Below are 15,354 nucleotides of genomic sequence, written 5' to 3'. Positions count from 1 at the left end.
ATACCTCACACCTTTAATTAACCACTGTTCAATTACATTATACATTTTCAAAAAATTAATGCAATATAATTCTTGAAAAAATATACATTTTGAAATGATAGCATTATACGAAAGAATTTAGTATCATGATTCAAGGTACTATTTCAAGTTGGACGGAGGATACTATGAGCTTATTAACAGTCGAAAAACTAGGACATACATTTGGTGATCGTACATTATTTAAAGATGTATCTATGCGATTACTAGCAGGTGAGCACGTTGGATTAGTCGGTGCAAATGGTGTTGGTAAATCAACATTTATGAATATTATTACTGGTCAACTTATTCACGACCAAGGTCGCGTAGAGTGGACACCAGGTACACATTACGGTTACTTAGACCAGCATACAATTTTAACACCTGGTCGTACAATCCGTGATGTATTAGCAGATGCATTTTTACCTTTATTTGAAAAAGAAAACGCGTTAAATGAAGTTACAGAAAAAATGGGAACCGCTACACCGGAGGAATTAGAGGACCTTCTTGAGCAGATGGCAGAGATCCAAGATGCTCTCGAAGCAGGCGGTTTCTATTTACTAGATATGAAAATCGAAGAAGCAGCACGAGGTCTTGGAATTGATGCAATCGGTTTAGATCGTGATGTTTCAGCACTAAGTGGTGGGCAACGTACAAAAGTATTACTTGCTAAACTATTACTTGAACAACCAGAAGTGTTATTACTCGATGAGCCTACCAACTATTTAGATGTGGAACACATTAATTGGCTATCGAATTATTTAAAAGAATACCCGCATGCATTCTTATTAATTTCCCATGATACGGAATTTATGAATAAATGTGTTGATGTTATTTTCCATCTAGAATTCACGAAAATGACGCGCTATACAGCGACATACGAAAAATTCTTAGAACTAGCAGAAATCAATAAAAATCAACATATAAACGCTTATGAAAAGCAGCGCGAGTTTATTAAAAAGCAAGAGGACTTCATTGCAAAGAACAAAGCTCGTTATTCAACTACAGGCCGTGCAAAGAGTCGTCAAAAACAGCTTGATCGCATGGAGCTTATTGATCGTCCTGAAACGGCAATTAAGCCAGAATTTTCATTTAAAGAATGTCGTGCAAGTAGCCGTTTCGTCTTTGAAGGTGAAAATGTAGAAATCGGATATACACACCCATTACTACCAAAACTAACAATGACAATTGAACGCGGTGAAAAAATTGCTATCGTTGGATGTAATGGTGTTGGTAAATCAACATTACTAAAAACGATTTTAGGAAAAAATAAACCTTTAAGCGGTAAAACGAGTCTTGGTGACTTCTTAGAGCCTGCATACTTCGAGCAAGAAGTTAAAGCTGATAATATAACACCAATTGATGATGTGTGGAATACATTCCCTAGCATGGACCAACATCAAATTCGTGCAATGTTAGCGAAATGTGGACTAAAAAATGAACATATCTCTCGCCCATTAAATCAATTAAGTGGTGGGGAACAAGCAAAAGTTCGCTTATGTAAACTAATGGGTGAAGAAAGCAACTGGCTACTATTCGATGAGCCAACAAACCACCTTGATGTTACAGCAAAAGAAGAACTTAAAAAAGCTATGAAAGCATATAAAGGGACAATTCTTCTTGTATGTCACGAACCCGACTTCTATGAAGACTGGATAACAAAAGTTTGGAATGTAGAAGAATGGGCAGAAAAAAACAACTAAATTATTTCATGTCAGTAAAAAAGAGCCGTTCCTAAAAGATAATTAGGGACGGCCTTTTTTTATAAACAAAGATTTTTTCTCTCTCACCACTTAAGAGAACTTCTCACAATATAAAGACATTAAAAATGCAGATGATATCCTAAATTTTATAATCTTATATTTCGAAGATAATTTTGATATTATTTAGATAAAATAGGAAAGGAATTAATTGAAATGGTATTTAGTAACCTTGTCTTTTTATGTTTATTTTTACCCGCTGTACTCTTAATTTATTATGCTGTACGCAAAGAACTACAAAATATAGTTTTATTATTTTTTAGTTTAGTATTTTATGCCTGGGGCGAACCCATCTATGTTTTCCTAATGCTGTTCTCTATCTTTGTTAACTATTGGTTTGGTATCTTGTTAGGGAATAGTCGCTTCACAAATGGGCAAAGAAAACTATTATTAACGTTTGCAATTATAATGAACACAGCTATTTTAGGATATTTTAAATACGCAAACTTTTTAGTGGATAATATCAATTCTATCTTCCATACCAATATTATTCTTGAAAAAATACCTTTACCAATTGGTATTTCATTTTTCACGTTCCATGCGATGAGTTATATTATCGACATTTATAAGAAAAAAGTCGATGCTCAACGAAATATCTTTGATTTGGCTTTATACTTTACTGTATTTCCACAATTAGTAGCAGGACCAATTGTTCGTTATAATACAATTTCTCACCAATTACACCAGCGAACTGTTGATGCCGAAAAATTCTCTGAAGGAGTTCGCCGTTTTATTATTGGTTTTGGGAAAAAAGTTTTAATTGCTAACCAATTAGGTGCTATAGCCGATGAGATTTTCGCAATGAATCCTTCTGATATGAGTGTATCATTAGCATGGATGGGAGCCATTGCCTATACGCTACAAATTTACTTTGATTTTTCTGGATACAGTGACATGGCAATTGGATTAGGAAAGATGTTTGGATTTGATTTTCTAGAAAACTTTAATTATCCATATATCTCAAAATCCATTTCTGAATTTTGGCGTCGTTGGCATATTTCGCTCGGTTCTTGGTTCCGTGATTATGTCTATATTCCTCTTGGAGGAAATCGCGTTACAACTTGGAAAATTTATCGTAACCTCTTCATTGTATGGGGATTAACCGGGTTTTGGCATGGTGCCAGTTGGACCTTTATGATTTGGGGTATTTATTATGGAATTCTAATTGCACTTGAAAAAGCAGGACTTGAAAACCTACTTCAAAAATTATGGAGTCCTCTCCAACATATTTACGTTATGTTTTTAGTTATTATTGGATGGGTATTTTTCCGCGCAGATAATTTCAGTTATTGCCTTGAATTTTTAAAATCCATGTTCGGATTTAACGGTCCGTTAACAGACATTAATAGTTATTTCTATATAATGAATTATTGGGGCATTTTCCTATTAGCTATTATTACTGCAGCGCCCGTATTTCCATGGTTACAAAAAGTGTTATCAACAAAAAGATTCGCTGTTTTATCGCCAATTTATTATTTAAGTATTTTAGTCATTGTTTTAGTATTCCTAACAAATGCAACTTATAATCCATTTATTTATTTCCGTTTTTAAAGAAGGTTCACTATGAAGAAATTTCAAAACCTCACTTTAATAATGGGGTTTCTTACAGTTATTTTTGGAGTGGGTATTTGGACAGCAAAAGTTATCCTTATAGATAAAAAGACATTTTCTGAATTTGAGAACAGAAACTTAGCAATTAAACCTGCTGTAAGTGCTTCCACTATAAAAACTGGAGAATTATTTAAAGGTATCGAAATACATTTTACAGATTATATTGGACCTAGAGATTTCTTTCTTGAAAGTTATATAAAGTTCCAACTGTCTATGAATCAAACATTCGTAAACAACATTCATGTTACAAACGATCAATTTATTTTTAATAGGCCTAATATGGAAAATCATTTAAACGATGTTGATGCTGGGGTTCATGAATTAAATACTTTGAAAAAAGATTTTCCTCAAACAGAATTCTATTTTTCTTTAGTTCCTAGTAAGCAAACAGCGTTACAATATAAGCTTCCCTCTTACCTAAATCTTGGGTAAGAACGAATACTTAGGGATCACCTTGCTGAGAAATTGGCAGAAACTAAATTCCCCATTATTGATGTATTACCAATGTTTAAAGAAAGTTTTACTAACAAAGAACTAGAACGAATGTATTTAACTACAGACCATCATTGGGATATGGAAGGTGCCTTTTATGCATATGAGGATACGATGAATTTTATTAATTCTCATTCAAACAAATATAAAGGGCAACCAATAAAGAAAGATGACTACACCATTAACTGGGAAAAACCGAAAGGAAAGTTTGTTGGTAGCTGGAATAATCAATTGTACCGCTTAATTGATACTTCATCTGTACAAATTCCGTATGTCCATTATAATTCGGGCGAATCTTGGGACGACTACGCAGTTTACTATGGTGCTATTAAAGATGATACTGCTAAGGAATCTATGGCTCAGTTTTACGGAAAAGAAAAAGATAGTCCTGCTCCTGGATATGCTAATATTTATCAAACGGATTTCCCTGAAATAAACATCATTAATGAAAAGGCAGACAACGATTTACACATTGTTATCTTAAAAGATTCGTATGCTGATGCTACATATCCTTTATTTGCACGTAATTTTGCTAAAACAACTTTTATTGATTCTCGTTACACTCAAGGAAAAAGTGTGAAACAGCAAATAGAAGAACAAAATGCAGATATTGTATTGTTTATATACAACGACACCAACGTTTATGGTGATATGTATAAATTTCAAAATGTAAAATAAAAACTTATTTTCAAATATAATCAGTGGGATTTCAATCCCACTGATTATATTCTCAATTTATATAGTAATATCGGGCTAACCTCAATCTAAAATCATTCAAATCATTATACGTTTCTAAATTCGCTAACATCCCTCGAATAACTGGAATCCTTGGATTTTGAACTCTCATTTCGGATTCTAAAACATCTAAAGTGACTAAAACCTCATCATTTTCTAGTTGATCTGCTAATGTTCGTTTTAATATAATAATTTCATTTAAAAAATGCTCTTTCACCTGTTCTTTAATAAGCTCTGAGCTACAAAATAACTCCCCAATCTTTTCTTCATTTAAAACAGGTTCCTCCGAAGAGTCTAGAAGCCCTTCTACTAAATCGTCTACTCTTTTTAAAATAAATGAAGAAACATGAGAGAAATCTATTTCCGGTTCATTTAAAATAATTAATTGTAAATAACCGTGGCATATCCCTTCCACCATAATTACCAAATCTAATAAGTATGGACTGATTTTTTCACCATAAATAGACAGTAGGCTATTCCGATAAAATGCATGAGATTCTAACTTCATCCGCACCATAAACTCTTCTACTTCTTTATTAAATGGAATGGCATTTTCTCTTGCATGCATAATAATAAATTCTTTATGTTTTTGCACATCAGTAAACTGAAAATATAATTGTTTTTCAAATTTTTCACGTGGTAATAACGATTCTTTTTCAATATCCAGCATTTTCTTTTGGATTTTGTCATAATAATATCGAAGTGTCGCTAATAAAAGCTCATCTTTCGATTTAAAATACAAATAAAAAGCCCCTTTTGATATACCACAAGCTGTGACAATTTCTTGTACTGACGTTGCATTTACACCCTTAGTCGCAAATAACTTCATAGCCATCTCTATAATTAAGCGCTCTTTTTCTTTCATATCTTCTCTCCTAAACTTAATTTCGCATCTTATGTAAATTTAAATTTAATTTAATTTTATATTAGCAAGTAGCAAGACCCCTACCCAAAAATTTAGCGAGACAAAATTCTTTTCGAGGCCTACTATCTATATAGAAGCTCAATTAATAAAAGCTAATGATTCAGTAAGGACTAGTTAAAAATTTCTCCCCTTACAGATTCACTTTATTATACCATCTCTTTTCATTGACGACTGACCAATCAGTCAGTTATATTATGTATTAGACTGACCAGTTGGTCAATACAATAAAAAGGGAGCGCAAACATGAACAAACTCATTAATTTCTCGTTAAAAAATAAGTTCGCGGTTTGGCTACTAACCATTATTGTTACCATTGCAGGCATTTATTCCGGGATGAACATGAAGTTAGAAACAATTCCTGATATTACAACGCCTATTGTAACAGTAACTACGGTTTATCCTGGTGCTACACCAGAAGAAGTAGCTGATAAAATTTCAAAACCAATGGAAGAGCAACTGCAAAATTTAAGCGGTGTAAACGTTGTTAGTTCTTCATCTTTTCAAAACGCATCTTCTATTCAGGTAGAATATGATTTTGATAAAAACATGGAAAAAGCCGAAACAGAAATTAAAGAATCGCTTGCAAATGTGAAACTGCCAGAAGGTGTGAAAGACCCGAAAGTCTCACGAGTAAACTTTAATGCCTTTCCTGTTATTTCATTAAGCGTAGCGAGTAAAAATGAATCTTTAGCTGCCTTAACAGAAAATGTAGAAAAAAATGTTGTTCCTGGATTAAAAGGACTTGATGGTGTCGCATCTGTTCAAATCGCAGGTCAACAAGTAGACGAAGTACAGCTTGTCTTCAAAAAAGATAAGATGAAAGAATTAGGTTTAAGTGAAGATACTGTGAAAAATATGATTAAAGGTTCGGACGTATCATTACCACTTGGCTTATATACATTTAAAGATACGGAAAAATCAGTTGTTGTAGATGGTAACATTACAACAATTAAAGCATTAAAAGAATTAAAAATTCCAGCTATCCCTTCATCACCAAATGGTCAAGGTAATCAAAATGCTGGTGCCGGAACACAAGCACCACAGATGAATCCAGCCGCTATGAACGGCATACCAACGGTTACATTAGAAGACATTGCTGATATTAAAGAAGTCGGAAAAGCAGAGTCTATTTCTCGAACAAATGGAAAAGAAGCAATTGGAATTCAAATTGTGAAGGCTGCTGATGCGAATACAGTTGATGTTGTAAATGCAGTTAAAGATAAAGTAACAGACCTTGAAAAAAAATATAAAGACTTAGAGATTATTTCAACATTCGATCAAGGTGCGCCTATTGAAAAATCAGTCGAAACAATGCTTAGCAAAGCTATTTTCGGTGCTATCTTTGCGATTGTTATTATTATGTTGTTCCTGCGAAACATTCGAACAACGCTAATCTCTGTCGTTTCTATACCACTTTCTCTATTAATTGCAGTTTTAGTCATAAAACAAATGGATATTACGCTTAACATTATGACACTTGGAGCAATGACAGTCGCTATCGGACGTGTCGTCGATGACTCCATTGTTGTTATTGAAAATATTTACCGACGCATGTCGTTATCAGAAGAAAAATTACGTGGAAAAGATTTAATTCGTGAAGCTACGAAAGAAATGTTTATCCCAATTATGTCTTCTACAATTGTAACAATCGCTGTATTCTTACCTCTTGGGCTTGTCAAAGGTATGATTGGTGAAATGTTCTTACCATTTGCTTTAACTATTGTATTTGCTTTATTAGCATCCTTACTGGTAGCTGTTACAATAGTACCAATGCTAGCTCACTCCTTATTCAAGAAAGAGAGCATGAGAGAAAAAGAAGTACATCATGAAGAAAAACCAAGCAAATTAGCAAACGGATATAAACGTATACTTGAATGGGCTTTAAACCATAAAATTATTACATCAAGTATCGCTGTTCTTCTATTAGTAGGTAGCCTTGCACTTGTACCAATTATCGGTGTCAGCTTCTTACCATCTGAAGAAGAAAAAATGATTATTGCAACGTACAAACCTGAGCCAGGTCAAACGTTAGAAGACGTTGAAAAAATTGCAACGAAAGCTGAAAAACATTTCCAAGATAAAAAAGACGTCAAAACAATTCAATTCTCATTAGGTGGCGAAAACCCAATGAGCCCTGGTCAAACAAATCAGGCAATGTTCTTCGTTCAATATGATAACGATACGAAAAACTTTGAAAAAGAGAAAGAACAAGTCGTTAAAGATTTACAAAAGATGTCTGGAAAAGGCGAATGGAAAAACCAAGATTTTGGAGCAAGTGGCGGTAGTAACGAAATTAAGCTATACGTTTATGGAGATAGCTCTGAAGAAATCAAGCCTGTCGTTAAAGACATTCAAAATATCATGAAGAAAAATAAAGACTTAAAAGACGTAGACTCTAGTATTGCGAAAACATATGCAGAATACACATTAGTCGCTGATCAAGAGAAGTTAAGTAAAATGGGCTTAACAGCTGCTCAAATTGGAATGGGACTTTCGAATCAACATGATCGCCCTGTTCTAACAACAATTAAAAAAGACAGTAAAGATATAAATGTATATGTAGAAACTGAAAAACAAAACTATGAAACGATCGATGATTTAACAAATCGTAAAATTACAACGCCACTTGGTAATGAAGTTGCTGTTAAAGACGTTATGACTGTAAAAGAAAGTGAAACTTCTAATACAGTAACGCACCGAGATGGCCGCGTTTATGCGGAAGTTAGTGCAAAATTAACATCTGATGATGTTTCAAAAGCATCTGCGGCTGTTCAAAAAGAAGTAGATAAAATGGATCTTCCTTCTGGTGTAGATGTTTCTATGGGCGGTGTTACACAAGATATTCAAGAATCATTCAAACAACTTGGCTTAGCGATGTTAGCTGCGATTGCCATTGTATACTTCGTTCTTGTCGTTACATTTGGCGGTGCCCTTGCACCATTCGCAATTTTATTCTCGCTACCATTCACAATCATTGGTGCACTCGTTGCCTTATTAATCTCTGGCGAAACGTTAAGTGTATCTGCGATGATTGGGGCTCTTATGCTAATTGGTATCGTTGTAACGAATGCAATCGTGCTTATTGACCGCGTTATTCATAAAGAAAATGACGGCCTATCAACACGTGAAGCATTATTAGAAGCTGGTGCAACACGCCTGCGTCCTATCTTAATGACTGCAATTGCAACAATTGGGGCTCTTATCCCGCTTGCATTAGGATTTGAAGGTAGCGGCTTAATTTCTAAAGGACTTGGTGTAACAGTAATCGGTGGATTAACAAGTTCAACATTGTTAACACTTCTTATCGTACCAATCGTTTATGAAGCATTAAGCAAATTTAAAAAGAAAAAAGCAAAGTAAAAAAATAACCTCGCAATTAGCGAGGTTATTTTTTATTTCCAAACAGGATTAGGAAATCACCATATCCTTCTTTTTCTAAATTTTCTTTTGGAATAAAACGAAGAGCTGCTGAATTAATACAATAACGCAGGCCATTTGGTCCTGGGCCATCTGGAAATACATGCCCAAGATGTGAATCCCCTGCCTTACTTCTCACTTCAGTACGCGTCATATTATGACTAACATCCATTTTTTCTTCCACACTAGCTGACATAACTGGTTTCGTAAAACTCGGCCATCCACATCCACTATCGAATTTATCGAAAGAAGTAAATAACGGTTCACCCGAAACGATATCTACATATAAACCCTCTTCTTTATGATTCCAATACTCATTTCGAAATGGCGGTTCTGTCCCATTTTCCTGTGTTACATAAAATTGCATCTCATTTAATCTTTCTTTTAAATGAGCGTTGTCCTTTGGCCAATGATTTTTAATGAAGGCATCACGACCTGATCCTTTGCGGTATAGCTCATAACGGAATGTATTTTTCTTATGATATCCTTGATGATATTCTTCAGCTGGATAAAACGTAGCAGCCGGCAATATTTTTGTGGCAATTGGCTTTGAAAAGCGTCCACTCGTCGCAAGATCTTCTTTTGAAGCTTCTGCCTTTTTATGTTGTTCCTCATTATGATAAAAAATCACCGTTTCATAAGACTGTCCACGATCGTGGAATTGTCCCCCTATATCAGTCGGGTCAATTTGTCTCCAATATATATTTAACAACTCTTCATACGGCATTTTATTTGCATCAAATGTAATTTGTACTGCTTCATAATGCCCAGTTGTTTCCGAGCATACTTCTTTATACGTTGGATCCTCTTTATGTCCACCTGTATAGCCTGAAACAACCTGTATAATCCCTTCCATCTCTTCAAACGGCGAAACCATGCACCAGAAGCACCCACCAGCAAATGTAGCTAACTCTACCTTTTCATTTAAAGCCATTATTTCACCCCTATTCTATATTCTCCTTACAGTATGGCATAAGAAACATAATGTTATAAAAGAAAAAGCATCGAACATCGATGCTTTTTCTTTACTTCACTTTATTTTTTTCAACGTCCTTCTCCATTTCATCACTTGTCACATCTAAGACATTTAATAAGAAAATGAAGATAGGAATACCGATAATTAGTCCCCATACACCTAAAAAGTGTTCTGAGAAGATTAATACCATAAACGTATAGAAAATCGGTAAATTTGTTTTTTGCGACATAAACTTCGGATTTAATACGTAACTTTCAAGCGCATGAATTACTGTTACGATAACTAAAATATAAACGACATACATAATACCGCCGATATTGTAAGCAATCATACAAAGTGGGAATAACGAAATGATAACACCTGCTACTGGAATTAAACCAAGCAAGAAAATCATTAACGCTAAACCTAGTAATTGTGGGAATCCTAATATCCATAATGCGATAACCGATAAAACACAGTTAACAATTGCAATTAAAAATTGTGCTTCGATTACTTTTCCGAATGAACGTGCAAATTTCTTTCCGAAATACTCTATTTCGTTATAGAAAATTGCAAGTCGACTTTCTTTAAATTTCGAAGTAAAAGCAACGATACGTGCTTTTTCAAGTAAGAAAAATAAGCTTAAAATTACAGAAAGTAAAACTTGAAGGCCAAATTTCCCAACATTCGTAATGGATTTATACAGAATGTCTACGCCTTGCCCTACATATTTAGAAAGTTCCATATGATTAACAGCATTAACTGCATACTTAATTAATTCACTATCAGGTGGATTTCTTAAAAATACATTGAATTGATAAATCAATTGTGAAATTTGTATTGTTAATACCGGTAAATATTTAAATAGCGTAATGGCAATTCCCGCCACTAACATTACATATAAAAGTGCTATAATAATTTTCCGATTAATTGGCATAAAATGATCTAATTTACGAGAAATAAACTTTTGGAATCGATCCATTAAATACGTCAACATAAACGTAATTAAAATTAAATTTAACATACTTTGCATCCCATACAATATGAGAGCAAGTAATACTAATACGATTAATCTCTGAAATCCTTTGCTTTGAAACAGGTTTTTTATTTGCATAATCGACGAGTACTCTCTCCTGTCCTATAAAGTAAAACTTTAACAAGTAGCTCTCTCTATATATTCTCTACTTATAATTATCCTTTAATATTAAAGCCATTGCGAGCAATTGATCTTCAATCCTAACCGCCCATTAATTGTGCTAATATATTATGTTACTTCTTATTTTACAATACAATGACCTATTTCAGAACGCATTATGCGTAGTATTAATGAAGATTTAAGGAAACTTTTATTCTTATAAAAATAGGTCTTACCATTACTGTAACATAAAAAGCAAGCTATCAGTAGAAATCCGTCCTACAAATAGCTTGCTTTTATAATTTTTTAAGTAAGTTATATTACCCAATGAACGGCATAAACATCGGAATGACAACTACTGTTACAACCCCAACTACGGTCACAGCGATACTTGCCATAGCTGCCTCTACTTCACCCATTTCGATCCCTACAGCAACCCCTAACGCATGTCCCGCTGTTCCAAGAGCTAAACCTTTAGCAATCGGATGTTTAACTCTAAATGTTTTTAAGAATAAAGCTCCTAATGCGTATACGATAACTGCATTAAAGATAACTGCAAATGATGTAATTGCTGGAATACCACCGATACTTTCAGAGATTGGTAATGCAATTGCTGTTGTTGCTGCCTGCGGTAACATTGAGTTCATTACAGCTGTATCTAGACCAATTGCTTTTGCGACAATGAACACAACAATCACTGAACAAATAGATCCAACCACGATAGCCGATAAAATTTGCCACCAATATTTTTTTAACTTATCAACTTGTTTATATAACGGAATTGCAAATGCGATTGTTGCTGGTTCTAAGAAGAAACTAATCATCTTTCCGCCCGTATTATATTCCTCAAAGGTAAAGTTACCTACCTTTAAAAATACAATCCCTAATACCATTGCTACGAATAATGGTGTAAATAAGAAGAATCCTTTTGAGTGTTTGAATAAAAACGTTCCGATTCCGTATGCAATTAATGAAACGACGATTCCGAAATATGGAGTCATTGTGCTTGTCATGTTCATTACCTCCTAACCATGTATGGTCTAAAATAGTTACGCGACTTTTCCGTGTTTGCTTCCTTTGTTTACAACTTTCAACTCTTTTGTACCTTTTGTTTCTTTGTCATCTTTACCTAAAATGAATTGTGCAAATAAACCTGTTACAGCAAGTAAAATAATTGTTGCGACAACGATTACAGTTAGAATTTGTACGAAATATTGGCTCATTACACCAAGAGAGTTAATAACTGAAATACCTGATGGGACGAAAAGGAATCCGATAATACCTGTTAAAGCTGTTCCGAGTGATTCAACTTGCTCCAATTTAATAACCTTTAAACATAATAGACTAAATAAAACGACTAACCCGATTACTGATGAAGGCATCGGAATTGGTAAATGGGTTGAGATAATATTAGAAACTAACATAATAGCTGAAAAAACGAATATTTGTGATAGAAAACCATATACTTTTTTTGTGCTCATTTTGGCCACCTCTTTTGATTTGGTACCTTTATTTTATAGGATATAAACACCTAAGTAAGCGTTTACATAACAGAATGTCAAATATATACAGCCAATTACAATAATCATACGGTGAAATGCAAAAGCTGCTTCTTAAATACGAAGCAGCTTTTTAAGTTCTTTTGCATATGTACGGCTAACTGGGACTTTGGATCCCTCTTTCATAATTAAGTTATAAGTCGAATTAAACCACGGCTGTATTTCAGAAATATGATTAATATTAGCAACGAAACTACGATGAACACGCATAAAAATTGTTTGTGGTAATTTCTTTTCCAAAATGACAAGCGTATCATGTGTTACATATGTTTCTTTCATTGTTTTTACAGTTACTTTCCCATCTACAAGCCCCACATAAATAATATCTTCAATGTTAACAAGTACAATTGATTCCTCAATCGGTAATGCTAATTTATGCATTTCGGTCGTTACATCTATACTCTTTACATCTTGCTTTGTTTCTAATTTTATTTGCTTTTGTTTTTTATATTTCTTTAATGTCTGTACGATACGTTCTTCATCAAATGGCTTTAAAATGTAATCTAATGCATCTACTTCAAATGCTTGCAGCGCATATTGATCATATGCAGTAGCAAACACAATTGAAGGTGGATTTTTCATTTTCTTTAATATATTTGCGATTTCAAATCCGTTATCATCAGATAACTGAATATCTAGAAAAACAATATCTGGTTTGTTTTTCATTAATTCTTCTAATGCATCCTCTACACAATCCGCCTCACCAATTATCTCTACTTCTTTTGTTTGCTCTAATAAATATTTCAATTCATCCCGCGCTAACATTTCATCATCAACTACTAATACTTTTAACACTCCGTTTTTCCTCCTCTACTTTTTTCGGAATTACAAAGAGGATCGTTGTCCCTTGCTCTAATTCACTTTCAATTTGAAGCATTGTCTCTTTCCCAAATAACCCGATAAGTCGTTCATTAATATTATATAAAGCTGTTCCAGTCCCTTTCTTTGATGGAACTACCATTTTTCCTAATTGCTCTAGACGTTCAATCTCAATCCCTTGTCCATTATCCTTCACTTCAAAGTGAACCATTCCTTCTTTTTCAAACACATGTACCTCGACTTGGCACACTGGCTGCTTTTTCGGAAAAGCATGGCGCAATGCATTTTCAACTAATAACTGAAGCACAAATGGTGGAACTAAAGTCACCTTTAGTGCCTCTTCAATGTACATCTTCACTTCATACTTATTCGGAAATCTCGCTTGCTCTAACGATAAATATGCATGTACATGATTCAACTCTTGTTCTAATGGAATAAGTAATTGTCGTGCCCCTTGCAAATTACAACGAAAATAAACGCTAAGCTGCAATAATAATTTTCTCGCCTTCTCTACATCTGTTCGGCATAAAGCTGATACTGTATTAATTGCATTAAATAAAAAATGCGGATTGATTTGTGCTTGCAACGCTTTTATTTCAGCATCTTGCAATAACTTACTTTGTAACTCAGCTTCACCTAACTCAAGCTGTGTGGAGAATATTTTCGCTAGCCCTTCCGCTAACTCTTCTTCAACACGACTTAATTGATTAGAGTTTTTAAAATAAAGTTTTAATGTTCCAATCGTATTTCCATGTGAAGTTAATGGAATAACAACTGCCGCTTGTAATGGACACCCTTCATGTTGACAATTAATAATCTCACGTGATTTCGCCTTCATTATTTTCCCTGTTTTTAATACTTCTTTTGATAAACCTGTTATTAAACTGTGTGAAGGAATATGATGATCTGATGCTAATCCAACGTGAGCTAAGATTTTCTCTGTATCTGTTAAGGATACCGCATCTGTTCCCGTAAAGCGGTGAATAATTTGTGCCACATGTTTACAAGAATCTTCCGTTAACCCTTGGCGGAAATATGGTAACGTCTTATCAGCAATTCGTAATACTTTATGCGTTTGTAAAGCTTTTGCATTTTCTTCTTGTCTTAAAATAGCTAGTATCATCGAAAGTAAAATAAAACTGCCAAAACTATTTACAAGAATCATCGGTAGCGCAATTGTTTTCACAACACTAAGTCCATCTTCTATAATTAATAGAATCATAAGCATTTCTAAAGTAACGATAAAAACACTTAAAACCGCAGAAAATTTAGGTGTAATAGTACGGTTATATTTTTTGAAGATGTATCCAATATAACCTGTTATAATCCCAGCCAAAATTGATGAGATTGCGCAACTTACTGCCGTCGTCCCGCCAAGCATATAACGATGAATACCCGCAATAGAACCTACTCCAATTCCGACGATAGGACCGCCAAGCAATCCACTAATTCCCACACCCATAATTCGTGTATTCGCAATTGTGCTGGATGATGAAACATCTTGTAACCAATTTTCATTCATAATAGTATTTCCTGCTATTTCAATCCCCGTGTAATTGCTTACAATTGTAAACACTGAAAAAATACAAATAAGCTTAAACTTATCCATATATCCGTCTTGCTTATGAAGAAGACGCCGGAACGTTTTAATATGAGAAAGTAAAAATCCTAAAATAACTATAAGCCCGACGCGTTCAATCATCATAAGTACTAAATTTAGCATCTGTGATTCATTCCTTTTTATATTAGTTAGTTTTATTATGGGAAAATAATGAAGTGGGCGTCAAGAAGAATGAAATGTTTTTTGAAATATTTTACACATAACAATCTCCCCTTTATTTGACAATCTAACAGAAGAGTGCTAAAAATAAAGTAATATAATACAGTCCTTTAACCCAACCCCGTGAGGTTGAGAAGGAAGTCGGAATATA

Annotated in this window: 12 protein-coding genes and 1 pseudogene; 5 read left to right on the top strand and 8 right to left on the bottom strand. The window is 34.0% G+C overall.

Features of this window, described 5'->3' with window-relative positions; genetic code table 11:
• The first annotated feature begins 125 nt into the window (after nucleotides 1-125).
• The 4 genes from QCI75_RS00345 (at nucleotide 126) to QCI75_RS00330 (ending at nucleotide 4,556) form a co-directional block, all read left to right on the top strand.
• Nucleotides 126-1,718 carry an ABC-F family ATP-binding cassette domain-containing protein gene (locus QCI75_RS00345; protein ID WP_144505333.1) on the top strand — a complete coding sequence of 531 codons (1,593 nt, stop codon included), beginning with the start codon at nucleotides 126-128 and terminating at the stop codon, nucleotides 1,716-1,718.
• Between the two features lie 213 nt (nucleotides 1,719-1,931).
• Nucleotides 1,932-3,326, top strand: a complete 1,395-nt coding sequence (locus tag QCI75_RS00340; protein ID WP_353759805.1) for an MBOAT family O-acyltransferase — start codon at nucleotides 1,932-1,934, stop codon at nucleotides 3,324-3,326.
• A gap of 12 nt (nucleotides 3,327-3,338) precedes the next feature.
• Nucleotides 3,339-3,818, top strand: coding sequence for a hypothetical protein (locus QCI75_RS00335; protein ID WP_235676324.1), 480 nt, complete (start codon nucleotides 3,339-3,341; stop codon nucleotides 3,816-3,818).
• Between the two features lie 6 nt (nucleotides 3,819-3,824).
• Nucleotides 3,825-4,556: an alginate O-acetyltransferase AlgX-related protein gene (locus tag QCI75_RS00330; RefSeq protein ID WP_353761468.1), complete on the top strand. Its 732-nt coding sequence runs from the start codon at nucleotides 3,825-3,827 to the stop codon at nucleotides 4,554-4,556.
• Nucleotides 4,557-4,608: 52 nt separating this feature from the next.
• Here QCI75_RS00330 and QCI75_RS00325 read toward each other — a convergent pair whose 3' ends face one another.
• Nucleotides 4,609-5,478 (bottom strand): TetR/AcrR family transcriptional regulator, encoded by an 870-nt coding sequence (locus QCI75_RS00325; RefSeq protein WP_002144617.1) that lies wholly within the window; start codon nucleotides 5,476-5,478, stop codon nucleotides 4,609-4,611.
• 303 nt (nucleotides 5,479-5,781) lie between these two features.
• On the opposite strand from QCI75_RS00325, the gene QCI75_RS00320 reads away from it, so the two are divergent.
• Nucleotides 5,782-8,898 (top strand): efflux RND transporter permease subunit, encoded by a 3,117-nt coding sequence (locus tag QCI75_RS00320; protein ID WP_144505331.1) that lies wholly within the window; start codon nucleotides 5,782-5,784, stop codon nucleotides 8,896-8,898.
• A 25-nt stretch (nucleotides 8,899-8,923) separates the two neighbouring features.
• On the opposite strand, the gene msrB is transcribed toward QCI75_RS00320, so the two are convergent.
• The 7 genes and pseudogenes from msrB to lytS form a co-directional block, all read right to left on the bottom strand.
• The gene (msrB, locus tag QCI75_RS00315) at nucleotides 8,924-9,376 is read right to left on the bottom strand and encodes a peptide-methionine (R)-S-oxide reductase MsrB (protein WP_272950247.1); all 453 of its coding nucleotides are present in this window, start codon (nucleotides 9,374-9,376) and stop codon (nucleotides 8,924-8,926) included.
• A gap of 45 nt (nucleotides 9,377-9,421) precedes the next feature.
• Nucleotides 9,422-9,889 (bottom strand): annotated as a pseudogene (msrA, locus tag QCI75_RS00310) (peptide-methionine (S)-S-oxide reductase MsrA); the annotation flags it as partial.
• 91 nt (nucleotides 9,890-9,980) lie between these two features.
• The gene (locus QCI75_RS00305; protein ID WP_353759804.1) at nucleotides 9,981-11,024 is read right to left on the bottom strand and encodes an AI-2E family transporter; all 1,044 of its coding nucleotides are present in this window, start codon (nucleotides 11,022-11,024) and stop codon (nucleotides 9,981-9,983) included.
• Between the two features lie 341 nt (nucleotides 11,025-11,365).
• Nucleotides 11,366-12,058 (bottom strand): antiholin-like protein LrgB, encoded by a 693-nt coding sequence (gene lrgB, locus QCI75_RS00300; RefSeq protein WP_144505329.1) that lies wholly within the window; start codon nucleotides 12,056-12,058, stop codon nucleotides 11,366-11,368.
• A gap of 36 nt (nucleotides 12,059-12,094) precedes the next feature.
• Nucleotides 12,095-12,526, bottom strand: a complete 432-nt coding sequence (gene lrgA, locus QCI75_RS00295) for an antiholin-like murein hydrolase modulator LrgA (protein WP_144505328.1) — start codon at nucleotides 12,524-12,526, stop codon at nucleotides 12,095-12,097.
• Between the two features lie 132 nt (nucleotides 12,527-12,658).
• On the bottom strand, nucleotides 12,659-13,399 hold the full coding sequence (locus QCI75_RS00290) for a LytR/AlgR family response regulator transcription factor (RefSeq protein WP_002159687.1): 741 nt from the start codon (nucleotides 13,397-13,399) through the stop codon (nucleotides 12,659-12,661).
• Nucleotides 13,377-15,146 carry a two-component system sensor histidine kinase LytS gene (lytS, locus tag QCI75_RS00285; protein WP_144505327.1) on the bottom strand — a complete coding sequence of 590 codons (1,770 nt, stop codon included), beginning with the start codon at nucleotides 15,144-15,146 and terminating at the stop codon, nucleotides 13,377-13,379. Before lytS ends, QCI75_RS00290 begins: the two co-directional genes overlap by 23 nt.
• Nucleotides 15,147-15,354 lie beyond the last annotated feature (208 nt).

This window comes from Bacillus cereus group sp. RP43 (assembly GCF_040459645.1).
GTDB classification, from domain to species: domain Bacteria; phylum Bacillota; class Bacilli; order Bacillales; family Bacillaceae_G; genus Bacillus_A; species Bacillus_A mycoides_C.
The sequence above is the reverse complement of the archived record's forward strand: the minus strand, read 5'-3'. Positions and strand labels throughout refer to the sequence as shown.